Here is an 18,738-nt window from a genome sequence, read left to right on the forward strand (position 1 = left end):
CTCTTTGGTTACTTTCTCTTTGGGCCAGCAAAGAGAAAGTGACTCGGGCGCCGGCAGGCGTCCGAAATGCCCGCTGCATAAGCGGCCAAGTCGCGGCACCGCGAAAACCGGGCGATACCGTTACTGGATCCCGGCCTACGCCGGGATGACGAGTAGGGAGGACTACGGCGGGCAAAGACTACGGCGGGCAAAGACTACGGCGGGCAAAGACTACAGCGCCCCCTGCGGCCCACACCCCACCGGCAACGGCAAAAACATCGGCCTCGCAGCCACAGCATGATCCCGCCAAATCACATCGCGCCCAACACGGCGCACATCCGTCTGCCCCGTAAGCGCCATGCTCACACTCAACTCCTTCCGGATGATCTCGATCGTCCGCGCCACCCCTTCCTCCCCCATGGCCCCCAACCCATAAAGAAACGCCTTGCCGATCAACCCGGCGCGCGCCCCCAAGGCAAGCGCCTTCAACACATCCTGCCCACTAAGAATGCCGCCATCGAACAAAACTTCGAGATCATCGCCAACTGCGTCCGCAATCCGAGGCAACACCTCGATACTCGCCGGCGCCCCGTCCAGCTGCCGCCCACCATGGTTGGACACCACAATGGCATCGACCCCATGCGCCGCCGCCAGCCGCGCGTCCTCCTCGTCCATGATCCCCTTGAGGATCAACTTCCCCGGCCACAACTCGCGGATCCATTCCAGATCCTTCCAGTTGAGCGTGGGATCGAACTGGCTGGCGATCCACTGCGCCAGCGTGGTGAGGCTGCCCGTGCCCTCGATCCGCCCGGCCAGGTTGCCGAACGAGCGGCTCGGCGCGCGCGCCATGCTCCAGGCCCAGCGCGGCTTGCTCATGATGTCGAACAGATTGCGCAGGGTGACCTTGGGCGGCACGCTCAGGCCGTTCTTGATCTCGCGGTGGCGCTGGCCTTGCACGGTGAGGTCGGCGGTGAGCATCAGCGCGGAGCAGCCGGCGTCCCTGGCGCGGCGGATCAGGTCGCGCGCGAAGCCGCGGTCGCGCATCACGTAGAGCTGGAACCAGAACGGCGCGTTCACCGCCGCGCGCACCTGCTCGATCGAGCAGATCGACACGGTGCTCAGGCAGAACGGAATGCCCGCCTTCAAGGCCGCGCGCGCACCGAGGATTTCGCCCGCGCCGTGCTGCAGGCCAGTCAATCCAGTGGGCGCGATGGCCAGCGGCATCGACACCGGCTGGCCCACCACGGTGGTGGCGAGCGAGCGCTGGTCCACGTCCATCATCACGCGCTGGCGGAGCCGGATGCGCTCGAACGCGGCGCGGTTGTCGCGCAGCGTCAGCTCGTCGTAGGCGCCGCGGTCGGCGTACTCGAAGAACGCCCGCGGCACGCGGCGGCGGGCGAGTTCGCGCAGGTCCAGTACGTTGGTGATGGGCGTGGCCATGCGTCGGCTCCTGCTCAGCCCGCTGCCGCCGCGGCCGGTTCCTGCCACACGGGGCCGTCGGGGAAGCGGTACTCCTCCAGCGTGCGCTCATGCATGCGCGCCGAGAAACCGGGCGCGGTGGGCGCCAGGTAATGGCCGTCGCGGACGGTCACCGGGTCGTCGAAATGCTCGTGCAGGTGGTCGACGAATTCGATCGCGCGGTCGTCCTTGCGGCCGGTGATCGCCACGAAGTCGGCCATGGCCAGATGCTGCACCAGCTCGCACAGGCCGACGCCGCCGGCATGCGGAAACACCCGCACGCCGAACTTCGCCGCCATCAGCAGGATCGCCAGGTTCTCGTTGACGCCGCCGACGCGCGCGGCGTCGATCTGCACCAGGTCGACCGCGCCGGCCTGGAACAGCTGCTTGAACATCACGCGGTTGTGGGTGTGCTCGCCGGTGGACACCGGCACCGACACCGCGCGGCGGATCGCGGCATGGCCGAGCACGTCGTCGGGGCTGGTCGGTTCCTCGATCCAGGCCAGGTCGAAACCTTCCAGGCGGCGCAGCCAGTCGATCGCGGCGTGCACGTCCCAGCGCTGGTTGGCATCCACCGCGATGGCCACGCCGGGGCCGACGGCTTCGCGTACCAGGCGGCAGCGGCGCACGTCGTCTTCCACGCTCAGGCCGACTTTCAGCTTGATGGTGCGGAAGCCATCGGCCACCGCCTCGCGCGCCAGGCGCAGCATTTTCTCGTCGGTATAACCGAGCCAGCCGGGCGAGGTGGTGTAGGCGGGATAGCCTTCCTTGAGCAGCTGCTCGATGCGCGCGGACTTGGCCGGTTCGGCGGCGCGCAGCATCTGCAGCGCCTCGTCCGGGGTCAGCGCGTCGCTCAGATAGCGGAAATCGATGGCGGCGACGACCTGCTCCGGCGACAGCTCGGCGATATAGCGCCACAGCGGCTTGCCGGCGCGGCGCGCGGCCAGGTCCCAGGCGGCGTTGATCACCGCGCCGATGGCCATGTGCATCACGCCTTTTTCCGGCCCCAGCCAGCGCAGCTGCGAGTCGCCGACCATGCGCGCGGCGAAGCCGCCCAGGTCATGGGTCACTTCGTCCAGCGTCAGCCCGACCACGTGGGGGCGCAGCGCATCGAGCGCGGCCTTCTGCACGTCGTTGCCGCGGCCGATGGTGAAGGCCAGGGCATAGCCGGCCAGGCCCGCCGGGTCGTCCGTGCGCAGCACGGCGTAGGCGGCGGAGTAGTCCGGATCCGGGTTCATCGCGTCGGAGCCGTCGAGCTGGCGCGAAGTGGGGAAACGGATGTCGTAGGTATCTAGCGCGGTGATTTTCACCGGAGCACGTGTCGCCATGCGGCCGGCCTCCCTCTGCCGGTTGGAAAAAGATGGGCCGGCGCTCAGCGCGCGTCGGCCGGGTGGGCGTGCACTTGCTGGCGCTGGCGGCCGAGGCCGTCGATGCCCAGCTCGATCACATCGCCGGGACGCAGGTAGGTCGGGGGCTTCAGGCCCAGGCCCACGCCGGCGGGCGTGCCGGTGCTGATCACGTCGCCGGGCAGCAAGGTCATGTAGCGGCTGATGTAGCTGACCAGCTTGGCCACGCCGAACACCATGTCGCTGGTGTTGCTGTCCTGGTAGCGGTGGCCGTTCACTTCCAGCCACAGGTGCAGGTTCTGCGGGTCGGCGATTTCGTCGGTGGTGACCAGCCAGGGGCCGAGCGGGCCGAAGGTGTCGCAGCTCTTGCCCTTCACCCACTGGCCGCCGTGCTCCAGCTGGAACTCGCGCTCCGAGAGATCGTTGATCACGATATAGCCGGCCACGTGCGCCAGCGCCTCGTCGACCGGCACGTCGCGCGCGGTCTCGCCGATCACCACGCCCAGCTCCACTTCCCAGTCGGTGCAGGTGGAGCCGCGCGGAATCACCACGTCGTCGTTCGGGCCCATGATCGCCGTGGTGGCCTTCATGAACAGCACCGGCTGCGCCGGCACCGGCTGGCCGGTTTCGGCGGCGTGGCGCGCGTAGTTCATGCCGACGCAGATGATCTTGCTCACCGGCGCCACCGGGGCGCCGAAGCGCGGCGTGCCTTCGACCGCGGGCAGGGTGGAGGGATCGAGCGCGGCCAGGCGCGCGCGGCCTTCGCGGTTGATCACGTAGGGATCGATATCGGCGACGTGCCCGGACAGGTCGCGCAGCACGCCATCCTTGTCGATCAGGCCGGGTTTCTCGTTGCCATGGGCGCCGTAGCGGACCAGTTTCATGTTCGATTCCTCAGTTGGACCAGCCGCCGTCCACGATGTGCACGGTGCCGGTGGTGAAGCCTGCTTCGTCGGAAGCCAGATACAGCGCCAGCATGGCGATTTCCTCGGGACTGCCCAGGCGTCCCATCGGCTGGCGTTCGATAAAGCCGCGCCATACCGCGTCCTCGTCGCCGCCCAGCGCGCGCACGCGGTCGCCGAGCGAGGGCGTCTTCACCGTGCCGGGGCAGATCGCGTTGCAGCGGATGCCGCGCGACACGAAGTCGGCGGCGATGGACTTGGTCAGGCCGATCACCGCCGCCTTGGTGGTCGAATAGGCGAAGCGGTTCGGCACGCCCTTGATGCTCGAAGCCACCGAGGACATGTTCACGATGCTGCCGCCGCCGCGCTCCAGCATGGCCGGCAGCAGGCGCTGGCACAGGTGGAACATGCTGTCGACGTTGATCGCGAACGAGCGCTTCCACGCCGTGTCGTCGGTATCGAGGATAGTGCCGGCGTGCACGAAGCCCGCGCAGTTGAACAGCACGTCGAAGGGCGGATGGCTGGCGACCAGGCGGTCGATCTGCGCCGGGTCGGTCACGTCCAGGCGTTCGGTGCGCAGCTCCGGCGCTTCGGCGGAAAGCGCGGCCAGTGCTTTTTCGTCGATGTCGGTAGCCAGCACGCGCGCGCCTTCGCGGGCAAAGGCGAGGGCGGTGGCGCGGCCGATGCCGGCGCCGGCCGCGGTGACCAGCGCATGCTTGCCGGCGAGACGGCCGCTCATGCCGGCAGCTCCGGCGTGGTGTCGATGCAGCGGGCGATCATGGCGTGGTCTCCTTGCGGTGCGAATAAGTCATCGGCGCGAGGCGATAGAACGCGGCGGCGTTGCCGCCGAAGATCGCTTCCTCGTGGCCGGGGGCGAGGCGCTGCACATAGGCGCGCGCCAGCTCGAACCAGTGCGCGTAGTCGCCGCGCAGCGTGAGCACCGGCCAGTCGCTGCCCCACAGCAGGCGCGCGGGGCCGAAGCAGGCGAACAGGTGCTCGATGTAGGGCGCCAGCGCGGCTTCGGCCAGGTTCGGCGCGAGCTGGGTGAGCAGGCCGGAGAACTTGCAGTACAGCGAAGTGCGCGCGGCCAGGGCGGCGATCGGCGCGGCCCAGGCTTCGAAGCTGGCGACGCCGTCGACGCTGGGCTTGCCGCCGTGATCGAGCACGGCGCGCAGTTGCGGTTCGCGTTCCAGGCGCGCGAGCAGCGCGGGCAATTGATCGGGGCGCACCAGCGCGTCGAAGGCCAGGCCGTGGCGCTGCAGGCTGGCGAAGGCGGCGTCGAGTCCGGGGCGCGCGAGCCAGTCCGGATCGGCGATGTCCTGCGCCATCGGCCGCAGGCCGAGCAGCAGGCCGTTGCCGTCGCGCACCAGGGCGGCGATGCGCGCGTCGACGTCCGCCGCTTCGACATCCACCCAGCCGACCACGCCGGCCACGGCGCGGTCCGCCTGCGCCAGCTCGAACAGGAAGCGCGTTTCCGCCTCGGTCGGCGCGGCCTGCACCAGGATCGCGCGCTGCACGCCGGCGGCGGCGCGGTGCGGGTTGAGTTCGAACGGCAGGAAGTCGCGGCGCAGGACGTGCGGCGCGTCGTCGAGCCAGCCGTAGTCGCCGCGCTGCACGCGCCAGTAATGCTGGTGGGCGTCGATCGCGTTCATGGCGTCACGGCATGTTCGCCCAGCAGGCCGGCGGCGCGCAGGCGCGGCCACAGCCCGGCAGGCAGCGCCGCGTCGCGGCGCGCGGCGGCGGCATCGGCTTCGTCCGGCGTGCGCATGCCGCAGACCACGGTGGCCACGGCCGGATGGAACAGCGGGAACTGCAGGGCGGCGGCGCCGACGCTGGCGCCGGCTTCGGCGCAGACGTCGTAGAAGCGCTGCGCCCGCGCGCGCACCGCGGCGTCGGCCGGCGCGTAGTTGTAGGTCTCGCCCGGCCGTTCGCCGCCGAGCAGGCCGGAGTTGTACGGCGCGGCGGCGAAGATCGACACGCCGCGTTCCAGCGCCTGCGCCATCACGCGCGTGCTGTGTTCCTGCTCGAACAAGGTGTAGCGGCCGGCCAGCATGATCACGTCCAGCTCGAAGCGCGGCATCACTTCCAGGCACACCGCTTCTTCGTTCACGCCCAGCCCGATCGCATCGCACACGCCTTGCGCGCGCAGCTCGGCCAGCGCGGGCAGGGCCTCGTCCAGCGCCTGGCGCAGCACGCGCGGGTGTTGCGCGCCGTGGGTGAGGGCGCCGATGTCGTGCAGCAGCAGCACGTCGACGCGGTCGACGCCGAGGCGCTGCAGGCTGGCTTCCACCGCGCGGCGCACGCCGTCGCGGCTGTAGTCGAATACCGCGCGCTTGCCGGCCACGTCGAAGCCGTCGGCCAGCGCGTCGCGGCCGGGCGCGTCCTCGATCAGGCGGCCGACCTTGGTGGACAGGGTGTAGCTGGCGCGCGGCACGCCGGCCAGCGCGGCGCCCAGGCGTTCCTCGGCCAGGCCGTAGCCGTAGTAGGGCGCCGTGTCGAAATGGCGGATGCCGTGCTGCCAGGCGCGCTCGACCGCCAGGCGGGCGCTCGCTTCATCCACTCCCGCGTACAAGTTGCCGATGGGGGCACCGCCGAAGGCGAGCCGCGACACCGCGGGACCTCGCCGGGGCGGGCGCCGCTCGGCGCCTCGCGGGTTGGGAATGCCTGGATCGGCCATGCAGAAACTCCGCTCGCTGGGCGCCCCCGGCACCGGCCTGGATGGGGGCTCGGACGGGGACTTTGGCCCATGCGCAGGTCCCCTCTCAAATGCCCGCGCCGGGTATCGAATCAGTGTGCACCTATGAAATGTGTATTTACAAGTGGAAATCGGCCAATGCATAAGACAGATGAAATTTGTGTTGCAACGCGACTTGAAACGATCTAAGTAAATATGAACCATCGGTTCGCCGGTGAAGTCGGCGACGTTCCGCTCGCCGGCGAAATCGCCGCCGCGGCGGCATCTGGGGAAGTAAGGGGAGGTTTGGCGTGGACCGGCACGAAACCACTTCAGCGCCCGCTGGGGCCATCTGGCCAGCGGAGAGCGTGCTCGGCGCGCTGCCTCCGGCAGGGCGCGGCCCCAGCCGTCCCACCGCGGCTCCGGATGGTGCGCGCTCGACCGGCGCGGCCGCCAGCCGCGCTCCGTTCCTGGCCGCCGACGTCGGCGGCACCCATGCACGCCTGGCGCTGATGGCGCCGGGCAGCGGCGCGGGCGGCCCGGTGGTGCAGGCGTACCGGATCTTCCGCTGCGGCGAGCACGCCAGCTTCGCCGCCATCGTGCGCGCCTTCCTCGACGGCCTGGCCATGCGGCCGCGCGAACTGGTGCTGGCCTGCACCGGCTGCGCGCACGAAGGCGTGCTGATCAACGAGAGCCTGCCCTGGCGCATCGAGCCGGCGGCGCTGGCCGCCGAGCTGCGGCTGGACCAGGTCCATCTGATCAACGATTTCGTCGCGCTGACGCACGCGGCGCCGTATATCGACACCGCGCGTGCGCCGGTGCTGCACACCGCCGCGCGCGCCGCGTCCACGCCCGGCCCCATCGTGGTGGTCGGGCCGGGCACCGGGCTGGGCGCCGCGGTGCGCCTGCCGGGTTCGCCGCCGGTGGTGCTGGCCAGCGAAGCCGGCCAGATGCAACTCGCCGCGCGCGTCGGCCGCGAGCAGGACGTGATGCGCCTGCTGGCCGGGCGCGATACGCATATCTCCTACGAAGCCGTGCTGTCCGGCCCCGGCGTGCTGCGCGTGTACGAAGCGCTGTGCCGCGAGCAGGGCAAGGCGCCGGCGTGCGCGGAACCGGCGGCCGTGACCGCCGCCGCGATCGCCGGCAGCGATCCGCGCGCCACGGAAACGCTGGACCTGTTCTGCGGCTGGCTGGGTTCCTTCGCCGGCGACCTGGCCATGCTGTACCAGGCCACCGGCGGCATCTACCTCGCCGGCGGTTTTCTCTCGCGCATCGCCGGCTACGTGCGCGCCAGCCGTTTCGTCGAACGTTTTCTCGACAAGGGCGTGATGCGCCCGTTCCTGGACAACGTGCCGGTGCGCGTGGTCGACCACGGCCAGCTCGGCGTGATCGGCGCCGCCAGCTGGTACCTGGACCAGCCGGCGCGGCAGTGATGCGGGCATCCATGCAAACGCTGGCGCTGGTGCTGACCGCAGCCTCGTTCGCGGCCGCCGCCGGCACGCCGGATACGCGCACCATCGAAGCGCAGTGGCGCGAGGCGAACCGGCCTTACGACGGCGCACGCGCCGCGTTGCTGAAGGACGTCGACGCGCAGGCCTGGCAAGGCCCGTTCTCGCCCGACTGGGAAACGCTGGCCCACTACCGCGCGCCGGACTGGTACCGCGATGCCAAGTTCGGCGTGTTCATCCACTGGGGCGTGTATTCGGTGGCCGCGTACAAGGGCGAGTGGTATCCGCGCCATATGTACGAGCGCGAAGGCAAGTACGCCGATTACCACCAGCACCAGGTCGACACCTACGGCGCGCAGGCCGGCTACAAGGAGCTGATTCCGCGTTTCACGGCGGAGAAGTTCGACCCCGCCGCGTGGGCCAAATTGTTCCGCGAAGCCGGCGCGCGCTACGTGGTGCCGGTGGCGGAGCATCACGACGGCTTCGCCATGTACGACTCGCGCTTGAGCGACTGGACCGCGGTGAAGATGGGCCCGAAGCGCGACGTGATCGGCCAGCTCGCCAAGGCCGTGCGCGCCGAAGGCATGAAGCTAGGCCTTTCCTCGCACCGCGCCGAGCACGACTGGTTCTTCTCCTTCGGCCGCCAGTTCGATGCCGACGTCAACGACCCGCGCTATGCAGCGCTGTACGGCCCCGCGCATCCGCTGCAGGGCGCCAAGGGCGAAGACGGCAAGGAACACGACTGGACCTTCGTTTCCGACGCCTATCTCGACGACTGGCTGGCGCGTTCCGGCGAAATCGTCGAAGGCTACAAGCCCGACCTGATGTACTTCGACTGGTGGGTGGAGCAGCCGCGCTTCCGCGGCGCGCTGGCCCGCTTCACCGCGTTCTACTACAACCAGGCCGCCGCGCGCGGGCAGGGCGTGGTGCTCAACTACAAGCTGGACGGCATGCGCGCCGGCAGCGGCACCTTGAATATCGAGCGCGGCCAGGCCGCGGACATCCGCCCGCAGCCGTGGCAGACCGAAACCTCGGTCAGCCGCGAATCCTGGGGCTATGTCGAGCACGACAGCTACAAGGACCCGGACGAGATCGTGCACCTGCTGGCCGACGTGGTCAGCAAGAACGGCAACCTGCTGTTGAACGTCGGCCCCAAGGGCGACGGCAGCATGCCGCCGGAAGCGGTGGCGATCCTGCACGCGGTGGGCGGCTGGCTGCATGCCAACGGCGAGGCGATCTACGGCACGCGCCCCTGGCGGCGCTACGGCGAAGGCCCGACGCAAGTGGCGGCGGGCACCATGCAGGACAGCAAGACCAAGCCCTACACCGCCGAGGATTTCCGCTTCACCACGCGCGACGGCCGGTTGTATGCGATCGAGCTGGGCCAACCGAAAGACGGCCGCGCGGTGATCCATTCGATCGGCGCCGATCAGCGCGTACGCCGCGTCACCTTGCTGGCCGGCGGCGCCGACATTCCCTTCGAGCAGCAGGCCGACGGCCTGCATCTGCGTCTCCCCACTCTCCCCACTGGACCGCACGCCTATGCCTATCGCATCGAACTGCACTGAGCCGCGCCGCCCGCGCCGCCGTCTTGCCGCCGCGCTGCTGTGCGCCTGCGCCGGCTTTGCCGCGCACGCGCAGGACGCCACCGCGCCCACCGCCAAGACGCAGAGCCCGCGGCGCAACAGCGAGCTGTGGGAGCAGGCCAGCGCCAAGTTCGAGCCGCAGCGCCGCGCGCTGCTGGCCGAGGTGGAGAAGGGCGAAGCCGTCGGTCCGTTCCGCGCCGACTGGGCTTCTCTGCAGGGCTACCGTTCGCCCGGCTGGTACGACGACGCCAAGTTCGGCATCTTCATCCACTGGGGCGTGTACTCGGTGCCGGCCTTCGGCAGCGAGTGGTACTCGCGCAACATGTACGTGCAGGGCAGCAAGGAATTCGCCCATCACGTGGCCACCTACGGCCCGCAGGCGAAGTTCGGCTACAAGGACTTCATTCCGATGTTCAAGGCGGAGAAGTTCGATCCCGCCGCCTGGGCCAAGCTGTTCCACGATGCCGGCGCACGCTACGTGGTGCCGGTGGCGGAGCATCACGACGGCTTCGCCATGTACGACTCCAAGCTCAGTGATTGGACCGCGGTGAAGATGGGTCCCAAGCGCGACGTGATCGGCCAGCTGGCCAAGGCGATCCGCGCCGAAGGCCTGCACTTCGGTCTCTCCTCGCATCGCGCCGAGCACGACTGGTTCATGGGCAACGGCCGCGAGTTCGCTTCCGACGTCAACGATCCCAAGTACGCCGAGTTCTACGGCCCCGCGCAGCTGCGCATGAGCGGCCCGGACAGCGACAATCTTTCCGGCGACTTCACCTACGTCTCGCAGGCCTGGCTGGACGACTGGCTGGCGCGCACGACCGAGCTGATCGACGACTACCATCCGGACCTCATCTACTTCGACTGGTGGATCGGCCACCCCACTTTCCGCAACTCGCTGCCGAAGATGCTGGCCTACTACTACAACCAGGGCGCCACGCGCGGCGGCGTGGTGGTCAACTACAAGTTCGGCGAGTTCGCCGACGGCGCCGGTACCTATGACGTGGAGCGCGGCCGCCTCACCGGCATCAATCCCACGCACTGGCAGACCGATACCTCGATCAGCAACGATTCCTGGGGCTTCGTCGAGCACGACACCTACAAGCAGCCGCAGGAACTGATCCAGCTGCTGGTCGACGTGGTGAGCAAGAACGGCAACCTGCTGCTGAATATCGGCCCGCGCGCCGACGGCAGCATTCCGCAGGCCGCGCAGGACACCTTGCACTCCATCGGCCGCTGGCTGAAGACCAATGGCGAGGCGATCTACGGCACCACGCCCTGGCGCCAGTTCGGCGAAGGCCCCACCGAAGTGGTCGGCGGCTCCTTCCAGGACACCAAGAGCAAGGCCAATACCGCGCAGGATTTCCGCTTCACCAAACATGGCGACAAGCTCTACGCGATCGAACTGGCCTGGCCGGCCGACGGCAAGGCGGTGATCCATGCCGTCAAGGCCAGCGACGGCGTGAAGGCCGTGACCTTGCTCGCCAACGGCAAGGCGGTGGCGTTCAAGCAGCAGGACGACGGCCTGCACCTGACCCTGCCGGCCAAGCCGGTCGGCGAATACGCGTACGTGCTGCGCATCGAACTGGGGGCTCCGTGATGCGGCGCCTGCTACTGCTTGTCTTGTTGTTATTGTTGCTGCCGGCGCTGGCCAATGCGCGCATTCCCGGCGCGATGTTCTATCTGATGGACACGCCCAAATCGATGGCCTCGTTCGAGGCGCACGCCGGCAAGATCGGCGTGGTGGTGCCCACCTGGTATCACGTGGACGAAAGCGGCCTGGTCTCGGGCGAGCCGAATCCGCTGGTGATGCAGATCGCCAAACAGCATCGCATGCCGGTGATGCCGATCCTTTCGGCCGGCGGCGTGCGCGACAAGTTCCACCAGCTGCTGCATGACGAGGCGGCGAAGAAGGCGATGATCGCCGCGCTGGTGGAGCAGGGCACCAAGCACGGCTACCTCGGCTTCCAGTTCGACTTCGAGAACATCGACTGGAACGACCGCGACGCGCTCAGCCTGATGACCAGGCAGACCGCGGAAGCTTTGCACAAGCACGGCCTGCAGCTGTCCATCGCGGTGGTGCCGAATGCGCCCGGCTACGCGGGCGGCGGCGGTTTCGCGCAGTGGATGTGGAAGTTCTGGCGCGGCGCCTACGACCTCAAGGCGCTGGGCCAGTCGGCCGACCTGATCTGCCTGATGACCTACGACCAGCACACGCGCTGGACCACGCCGGGCCCGGTGGGCGGCATGCCGTGGACGGTGCAGCACCTGGAATACGCGCTCACCCTGGTGCCGAAGGACAAGCTCTCGGTCGGCATCGCCACCTACGGCTATCACTGGTACACCGCCGACCCGCGCCGCGACGACGGCAAGGAGGAATCGAACATCGCCGCCTCGTACATCGACGCGGACGAGTCCTTCCCGCTGGCCCGGCAATACGGTGCCACCATCCAGTGGGACCCGGTGGAGCACGAGAGCTGGTTCTGGTTCTACCGCGACGGCATGCGCGAATGGGTGTTCCTGCCCGACGCGCGCGCTTTCGCCGACCGCGTGGCCCTGGTCAAGCAATATGGCCTGCAGGGCTATTGCTCCTGGGTGCTGGGCGCCGAGGATCCGAAGGTATGGGATGCACTGCCGGAGGCGACGCGATGAGGAAGGAAAAGGCCTTGCGCCTGGGCTTGGGCGCGCTGGCGCTGGCCTGGTGCGCGTTCGCGCATGCGGGCCTGGCGCTGCTGCCGTATCCGAAGCAGGTGGAAGAGGGTAAGGGCAGCTTCGTGCTGGACAAGAAGGTCGCCATCGAGGCGCCGGCCGATGCGCGCTCGAAGGAGATCGCCGCCTTCCTGCATGACGCGGTGCAGGCGCAGGCGGGCCTCGATCTGCCTATGGGCAGCCGGGGCCGGCGCATCGCGCTGCAGCTCGATCCGCAGATCGCCGGCGAAGAGGCTTACCGCCTCGAGGTCACGCCGCGCGGCATCGAGATCCGCGCAGCCACCGACAAGGGCCTGTTCTGGGGCGTGCAGACGCTGCGCCAGCTGCTCCCGGCGGATGTTTCCGGATCGGCCAAGGTAACGATACCAACGGTGCGCATCGAGGATGCGCCGACCTTCGTCTACCGCGGCCACATGCTCGACGTGGGCCGGCATTTCTATCCCGTGTCCTTTATCGAGAAGCAGCTGGACCTGATGAGCTACTACAAGCTCAACGTGTTCCGCTGGCATCTCACCGAAGACCAGGGCTGGCGCATCGAGATCAAGCGCTATCCCAAGCTCACCGAAGTCGGCGCCTGGCGCACCGAGGCCGACGGCAGCCGCTACGGCGGCTTCTACACGCAGGACCAGATCCGCGAAGTGGTCGAATACGCGCGCCAGCGCAACATCATGGTGATTCCGGAGATCGAGATGCCGGGCCACAGCTCGGCGGCGATCGCCGCCTACCCGGAGCTGTCCTGCGCGAAGAAGCCGATTCCCGTGCAGACCGGCTGGGGCGTGTTCAGCGACGTGTTCTGCCCGGCGGACGAGAACGTCTACGTGTTCCTGCAGAACGTGCTGGACGAAGTGCTGCCGCTGTTCCCCTCGCCCTACGTGCATATCGGCGGCGACGAAGTGCCGGCCGGCGCGTGGAGCCATTGCGAGGCCTGCGACAAGCTGATCCGCGACGAAGGCCTGGAAAACGAAGCGGGCCTGCAGAGCTATTTCATCCGCCGCATGCAGGTGTACCTGGCCGGCAAGGGCAAGACCATGATCGGCTGGGACGAGGTCCTGGAAGGCGGCGTGGACGCCGCCGCCGTCGTCGAGGTGTGGCGCGGCGATGCCGGCTTCCACAAGGCGTTCGCCAACGGCAACCGCGTCGTCAATGCCAGCCCGTACTACCTCGACTCGCCGCTGTCGCGGCTGAGCGTGGAAAAGCTCTACCTGGTCGATCCGCTCGGCGATGCCGACTACGCGCAGAGCAAGCTGGTGCTCGGCGCCGAGGCGCCGCTGTGGAGCGAGCGCGCCGATCCGCTGAACGCCGAGCAGCGCCTGTATCCGCGCCTGCTCGCCTTCGCCGAGCGCCTGTGGCGCGGCGGCATCGCCGATGCGGCGGCCTATGCGGATTTCCACCAGCGCCTGGCCGCGCACTATCCGCGGCTGGATGCCTGGCAGGTGGCGTACGGACCGGAAGACCGCAACACCGCCGACTACACGGTCACCGCCAACGCCGCCCGCGACGGCTGGCAGGTCAGCGCGCAGCGCGGCTTCGACGACGTGGTCACCCACTACACCACCGACGGCAGCGAGCCCACCGCCGCCTCGCCTTCGTTCACCGATGTATTGGACCTGAAACAGCCCGGCACCTTGCGCGTGGTGCCGTTCCGCCGCGGCCGCGCCTACGACCATCCGCGCGCGTTCCAGCTGGAGCGCAGCGCCAGTTTCGGCGCGGCGGCCAGCGTGGATCCGGCCCCCGACGCCGCCTACAGCGGCCACGGCGCCGCCACGCTCACCGACGGCGTGCTGGGCAGCGGCGAGTTCAAGAGCGGCGCCTGGCTGGGCTGGGAGGAGCTCGACCCCAAGCTGAGCCTGGACCTGGGCAGCGTCACCGAGCTGCACGAGGTGAGCGTGGGCGTGCTGCAGCAGGACGAATCCTGGATCTGGTGGCCGCGCAAGGTGCGCTTCGCCGCCTCGGCGGACGGCAAGCACTGGACCACCCTGCGCGACGTGAAGATCAAGCCGATCGAACGCGATCACGTGGCCCATATACAGCGTGTGGCCTATACGGCTTCGCGGCCGTTCCGCGCACGCTATCTGCGTATCGAATTGACCCGCCATGCGGCGGAAGACGACCGCCATACCTGGACGTTCGTCGACGAAATCCTGGCGCGCTGAGGGAGCGCGCCGGGCAACAGGAGCAACAAGCTGTGCCCACGCCTTCGGGGGAAGGCATCCATCTAACGGGGAGGAGTTAAACCATGTCGCACATCGCACTACGCCGTCACAGACTCGCCAGCGCACTCGCGCTGGTGCTGCTGCCCACGTTCGCGCTGCACGCGCAGGACGCCGGCACCAACCAGGCCCAGTCGCAGGACCAGGCCGCGCAAGGGGAAAAGAAGGCCAAGACGCTGGACAAGGTCGTGGTCACCGGTTCGCGCATCGCGCGCGCCGAAGTGGAAGGACCGGCGCCGGTCAACATCATCAAGGGCGAGGACATCCAGAAGCAGGGCTTCAACACCGTGTTCGAGGTGATGAACTCGATCACCCAGGCCGGCATCGCCGAAACGCCGCCGAGCTGGGGCAGCACCTCGGTCAACGCGCGCCAGCTCAACCTGCGCAACATGGGTTCCAACCGCAGCCTGCTGCTGATCGACGGCCACCGCGTCACCGATTACCCGATGCCGGCCAACGGCAAGACCAACTTCCAGAACTACAACAACATCCCCACCGGCATGATCGACCGCATCGAGGTGCTGGCCACCGGCGCCTCGGCGATCTACGGCTCGGACGCCATCGCCGGCGTGGTCAACATCATCCTGAAGAAGAACTACCAGGGTGACGACATCAAGGTGCAGGTCGGCAGTTCCACCCGCGGCGGACGCGACTTCGGCGACATCAACTTCGTCGGCGGCCGTTCGGGCGACAACTGGAGCGTGGTGTACAACCTGCAGCGCAGCCACCGCACGCCGCTGTGGGGCCGCGACCGCCGCTACACCGATTCGGACGCCGACGCCGGCTACGGCGCCTGGGACCAGAACGCGCGCATGTTCGGCTATCCGCGCTACACCGGCCTGATGCTGGCCGACGGCAACGGCAACTACATCACGCCGCCGGCCGGCGCCTGCAACCAGCGCGGCTTCAAGAACAACTTCAGCCAGTACCACAAGCAGACGGTGGCGACCAACGGCAACACGGTCGATCCCACCAACATCACCGACCTCGGCAGCTACTGTGCGCAGAACGACCTGTTCGGCAACTGGGTGCTGACGCCAGGCCGCGACGACCGCGACGCCTACGTGTCCGGCACCTACGACTTCGGCGGCGGCCTGCAGGCCTACGGCTCGGTGGGCTATTGGGAAACCCACGGCGTGTCCAACACCGAGCTGCCGTTCCTGTATCCGATGGGCGGCATCCCCGGTTCGTTCTACGACCAGGGCACGGGCCAGGTGATCACCAACTATTTCCGCCAGCTCACGCCGGGCGAAATGGGCGGCTACGGCAATACCCACGACGACGAAAAGAACTGGGACATCCATGCCGGCCTGCGCGGCACCTTGTTCGACAACCGCTTCAACTGGGACTTGAACGTCGGCCACGCCAAGTACATCGTGCGCGAGAGCTACACCGGCCTGAACGAGCAGGGCATGTTCAATTACTTCTTCGGCCCGCAGCAGGGCACCACCACGGTGGGCGGCGAGGAGTATCCGGTCTACACGATCAACCAGCAGCGCTTCTGGAATCCGATCTCCACGGCCGACTACCGCACGTTCGCCGTGACCGGCCAGAACACCGCGGTGTCGTGGATGGACCAGGCCTCGCTGAACCTCACCGGCGACCTGTTCAACACCTGGGCCGGCCCGGTCGGCTTCGCCGGCGTGCTGGAAGCCAACCACCAGGGCTACAAGCTGACGCCCGATGCGCGCGGCAACACCACCACCTTCGGCGACCCCTTCCAGGACTACAACGCCGGCGGCGGCACCCGCATGCGCCTGTCGGCCGGTACCGAGTTCCGCGTGCCGCTGTCGGACACGCTGACCTGGAGCCTGTCCGGCCGCCTGGACAAGTACCGCGACGCCAGCGATGCCGACATCGCCCGCACCTGGGGCACGGCGATCGAGTGGCGCCCGGTGGCCGGCCTGCTGCTGCGCGGCACCTACGGCACCAACTTCCATGCGCCGGACATGCAGTACCTGTACAAGCAGGACTCGCTGTCGACCAAGGGCATCTACTCCGACTACTACCAGTGCATCGCCGCCAACCAGGCGGTCTGTCCGGCCATCCAGCACACCACCTACTACACCTTGCACGCCGCCGGCGGCCAGAACCTGCTGCCGGAAGAAGGCCATGCCTGGACCTATGGCTTCGTGTGGGACGTCAACTGGGTCGAGGGCCTGTCGATCTCCGCCGACTACTGGCACATGGGCATCGACAACGCGATCGACAACGTCGGCGAGGACGACGTGCTGAAGGACGAGGCGGGCTGCCGCACCGGCCTGCAGGTGGGCGGCGCGCCGTACACCCTGCATCCGCAGGGTTCGGAGTACTGCAAGCAGATCATCGCCAACGTGATCCGCGACGGGCAGGGCAACATCACCGCCGTCTACACCGGTCCGATCAACCAGAACAAGCTGTACGTCAGCGGCGTGGACGCCAACGTCAGCTATCGCTGGAAGACCCAGAACTGGGGCGCGTTCAACTTCTCGCTGGACTGGACCGACAACCTCTCGTACAAGCTGCGCAAGTACGCCAGCGATCCGCTGCTCAACACCCGCTACGACCGCGTCGCCACGCGCACCCGCGCCACCCTGAACTGGCTGAACGGCCCGTGGGACGTGACCGTGTACGGCGAACGCCAGGGCGGCGTGCGCGCGCCGCACTACGGCGGTTGCGAGGTGCTGGCCAACGGCATCACGCCGTCGCTGGGCGATCCGTCCTGCGTGGTCTACCACGCCTACACCTCGCCGTGGGTGACCTTCAGCAGCACCGTGGGCTACCGCTTCGACGAGAAGCTGCGGCTCGGCCTGACCGTCACCAATCTGTTCGACAAGGTCGGCAAGATCCCGTACTACGCGGGCGGCTTCGAGTTCATCCCGACGCTGCAGGGCGCCAACTACAACGGCCGCGAGATCTCGCTGCAGGTGGAATACAAACTCGACTAAGGCAAGAAGGCGGGGCGCCGGCTGGCGCCCCGCCGGTTGGTCCGGCTGCCCCGGCCGGGTAACTCACAACATAAGCAGGAACAACACATGTCGAAGTGGTCGCAACGTCTCCTCTGCCTTGCGCTCGGCGCGGGCCTGGCCTTCACCGCCCACGCGCAGAACGCCGCCGGCCTCACTCCCTCGCCGCAGCAGTCGCACTGGCAGGACCTGGAGTTCGGCGTGATCGTGCACTTCGGCACCAACACCTTCCTCGACCGCGAATGGGGTGACGGCAAGGCCGACCCGAAGGTATTCAATCCGGACAAGGTGGACCCCGTGCAGTGGGCGCGCGCCAGCCGCGCGGCCGGCGCCACCTACATGGTGATGGTGGCCAAGCACCACGACGGTTTCGCGCTGTGGCCCACCGGGCAGAGCAACTACTCGGTGAAGAGCAGCCCGTGGATGGGCGGCAAGGGCGACCTGGTGAAGCTGGCCTCGGACGCCGCCGCCAAGGAAGGGCTGGAGTTCGGCATCTATCTGTCGCCGTGGGACCGCCACGAGCCGCGCTATGCCGACTCCAAGGCCTACGACAACTACTACGTGGCCCAGCTGGGCGAGCTGGTGCAGAACTACGGCATGCTCGCCGAGTGGTGGCTGGACGGCGCCGGCAGCGCCGGCCACGTCTACGATTTCAAGCGCTATATCGAGGAGCTGCGCACCTACCAGCCCAATGCGGTGGTATTCGCCGACATGGCGCTGTTCGAATACGGCGACGCGCGCTGGGTGGGCCAGGAAGACGGCCATATCCGCTACGAGAACTGGAACGTGATCGACCGCCACGGCTACGAGCGCTGGCGCCCGGTGGAAGTGGACACGCCGCTGCACAAGCTGCACTGGTTCTGGCACCCCAATGACGAGGCCTCGCTCAAGAGCGTGCCCGAGCTGATGGACATCTGGGAGAGCAGCGTGGGCCGCGGCGGCCAGCTGATGCTCGGCATCGCGCCGGACAATCACGGCCTGCTGCCGCAAGCGGACGTCAAGCGGCTGGAAGAGTTCGGCAAGGCGGTGGAAGCGCGCTACGGCGATGCCGCCAACCTGGCGCGCAAGCATGCGAAGACCGACGAGAACACCGAGCGCGCGCTCGACGGCAACCGCGACAGCTTCTGGTCCGCCCCCGCCGACGCGCGCAGCGCCACGCTGGAAGTGGACTTCGGCAAGCCGGTGACCTTCGACCGCACGCTGGCGATGGAGTGGCTGGACGAAGGGCAGGCGGTGCGCCGCTATGCGGTGGAAATCTGGGACGGCCAGGCCTGGAAGGCGGTGGCGCGGGCCGAGGCGATCGGACACAAGAAGATCGATACCTTTGCGCCGGTCACGGCACAGAAGGTACGGTTGCATATCCTGTCCAGCGCGGGCGTCGCGCGCATCCGCGAATTCCAGGTGTTCGACGCCCGGCACTAAAACCCCCTCTCCCCTCCGGGGAGAGGGTTGGGGTGAGGGGGCCGGCCGGAGCGCAAGCGTGA

General features: G+C 68.3%; 13 protein-coding genes. 7 read left to right on the plus strand and 6 right to left on the minus strand.

The window, feature by feature from the left end; all coding sequences use genetic code 11:
* Window positions 1–210: 210 nt before the first annotated feature.
* The 6 genes from FHW84_RS15025 to FHW84_RS15050 are packed head-to-tail and all read right to left on the minus strand — an operon-like array spanning window position 211 to window position 6,296.
* A complete protein-coding gene (locus tag FHW84_RS15025; RefSeq protein ID WP_167256789.1) occupies window positions 211–1,419 on the minus strand; it encodes an alpha-hydroxy acid oxidase in 1,209 nt (402 codons plus the stop codon).
* A gap of 14 nt (window positions 1,420–1,433) precedes the next feature.
* Complete coding sequence (locus FHW84_RS15030) at window positions 1,434–2,765, minus strand: enolase C-terminal domain-like protein (RefSeq protein ID WP_167256790.1); 1,332 nt, start codon at window positions 2,763–2,765, stop codon at window positions 1,434–1,436.
* Window positions 2,766–2,809: 44 nt separating this feature from the next.
* Window positions 2,810–3,667 carry a fumarylacetoacetate hydrolase family protein gene (locus tag FHW84_RS15035; RefSeq protein ID WP_167256791.1) on the minus strand — a complete coding sequence of 286 codons (858 nt, stop codon included), beginning with the start codon at window positions 3,665–3,667 and terminating at the stop codon, window positions 2,810–2,812.
* Between the two features lie 10 nt (window positions 3,668–3,677).
* Complete coding sequence (locus FHW84_RS15040) at window positions 3,678–4,424, minus strand: SDR family oxidoreductase (protein ID WP_167256792.1); 747 nt, start codon at window positions 4,422–4,424, stop codon at window positions 3,678–3,680.
* A 37-nt stretch (window positions 4,425–4,461) separates the two neighbouring features.
* On the minus strand, window positions 4,462–5,337 hold the full coding sequence (locus tag FHW84_RS15045; RefSeq protein WP_167256793.1) for an amidohydrolase family protein: 876 nt from the start codon (window positions 5,335–5,337) through the stop codon (window positions 4,462–4,464).
* The gene (locus FHW84_RS15050) at window positions 5,334–6,296 is read right to left on the minus strand and encodes an aldo/keto reductase (protein WP_343203608.1); all 963 of its coding nucleotides are present in this window, start codon (window positions 6,294–6,296) and stop codon (window positions 5,334–5,336) included. Before FHW84_RS15050 ends, FHW84_RS15045 begins: the two co-directional genes overlap by 4 nt.
* A 431-nt stretch (window positions 6,297–6,727) precedes the next feature.
* On the opposite strand from FHW84_RS15050, the gene FHW84_RS15055 reads away from it, so the two are divergent.
* The 7 genes from FHW84_RS15055 (at window position 6,728) to FHW84_RS15085 (ending at window position 18,676) form a co-directional block, all read left to right on the plus strand.
* Complete coding sequence (locus FHW84_RS15055; protein WP_167256795.1) at window positions 6,728–7,792, plus strand: glucokinase; 1,065 nt, start codon at window positions 6,728–6,730, stop codon at window positions 7,790–7,792.
* Window positions 7,793–7,803: 11 nt separating this feature from the next.
* Window positions 7,804–9,375: an alpha-L-fucosidase gene (locus FHW84_RS15060; protein ID WP_167256796.1), complete on the plus strand. Its 1,572-nt coding sequence runs from the start codon at window positions 7,804–7,806 to the stop codon at window positions 9,373–9,375.
* Window positions 9,350–10,990, plus strand: coding sequence for an alpha-L-fucosidase (locus FHW84_RS15065; protein WP_167256797.1), 1,641 nt, complete (start codon window positions 9,350–9,352; stop codon window positions 10,988–10,990). Before FHW84_RS15060 ends, FHW84_RS15065 begins: the two co-directional genes overlap by 26 nt.
* On the plus strand, window positions 10,990–12,042 hold the full coding sequence (locus tag FHW84_RS15070; RefSeq protein ID WP_167256798.1) for a glycosyl hydrolase family 18 protein: 1,053 nt from the start codon (window positions 10,990–10,992) through the stop codon (window positions 12,040–12,042). The genes FHW84_RS15065 and FHW84_RS15070 overlap by 1 nt, the downstream gene beginning before the upstream one ends.
* Window positions 12,039–14,252 (plus strand): family 20 glycosylhydrolase, encoded by a 2,214-nt coding sequence (locus FHW84_RS15075; RefSeq protein ID WP_167256799.1) that lies wholly within the window; start codon window positions 12,039–12,041, stop codon window positions 14,250–14,252. Before FHW84_RS15070 ends, FHW84_RS15075 begins: the two co-directional genes overlap by 4 nt.
* Window positions 14,253–14,335: 83 nt before the next feature.
* Window positions 14,336–17,236 (plus strand): TonB-dependent receptor, encoded by a 2,901-nt coding sequence (locus FHW84_RS15080; RefSeq protein ID WP_167256800.1) that lies wholly within the window; start codon window positions 14,336–14,338, stop codon window positions 17,234–17,236.
* 87 nt (window positions 17,237–17,323) lie between these two features.
* Window positions 17,324–18,676: an alpha-L-fucosidase gene (locus FHW84_RS15085; protein WP_167256801.1), complete on the plus strand. Its 1,353-nt coding sequence runs from the start codon at window positions 17,324–17,326 to the stop codon at window positions 18,674–18,676.
* The last annotated feature ends 62 nt before the right edge of the window (window positions 18,677–18,738 follow it).

Source organism: Dyella sp. SG562 (assembly GCF_011759495.1).
Classification (GTDB): Bacteria; Pseudomonadota; Gammaproteobacteria; order Xanthomonadales; family Rhodanobacteraceae; genus Dyella_D; species Dyella_D marensis.

Bases quoted from the DNA above. Each gene is read 5' to 3' on its own strand.
- FHW84_RS15075 (WP_167256799.1), top strand. From the start codon at position 12,039: ATGAGGAAGGAAAAGGCCTTGCGCCTGGGCTTGGGCGCGCTGGCGCTG.
- FHW84_RS15030 (WP_167256790.1), bottom strand. From the start codon at position 2,765: ATGGCGACACGTGCTCCGGTGAAAATCACCGCGCTAGATACCTACGAC.
- FHW84_RS15070 (WP_167256798.1), top strand. From the start codon at position 10,990: ATGCGGCGCCTGCTACTGCTTGTCTTGTTGTTATTGTTGCTGCCGGCG.
- FHW84_RS15085 (WP_167256801.1), top strand. From the start codon at position 17,324: ATGTCGAAGTGGTCGCAACGTCTCCTCTGCCTTGCGCTCGGCGCGGGC.
- FHW84_RS15065 (WP_167256797.1), top strand. From the start codon at position 9,350: ATGCCTATCGCATCGAACTGCACTGAGCCGCGCCGCCCGCGCCGCCGT.
- FHW84_RS15080 (WP_167256800.1), top strand. From the start codon at position 14,336: ATGTCGCACATCGCACTACGCCGTCACAGACTCGCCAGCGCACTCGCG.
- FHW84_RS15060 (WP_167256796.1), top strand. From the start codon at position 7,804: ATGCAAACGCTGGCGCTGGTGCTGACCGCAGCCTCGTTCGCGGCCGCC.
- FHW84_RS15035 (WP_167256791.1), bottom strand. From the start codon at position 3,667: ATGAAACTGGTCCGCTACGGCGCCCATGGCAACGAGAAACCCGGCCTG.
- FHW84_RS15045 (WP_167256793.1), bottom strand. From the start codon at position 5,337: ATGAACGCGATCGACGCCCACCAGCATTACTGGCGCGTGCAGCGCGGC.
- FHW84_RS15040 (WP_167256792.1), bottom strand. From the start codon at position 4,424: ATGAGCGGCCGTCTCGCCGGCAAGCATGCGCTGGTCACCGCGGCCGGC.
- FHW84_RS15025 (WP_167256789.1), bottom strand. From the start codon at position 1,419: ATGGCCACGCCCATCACCAACGTACTGGACCTGCGCGAACTCGCCCGC.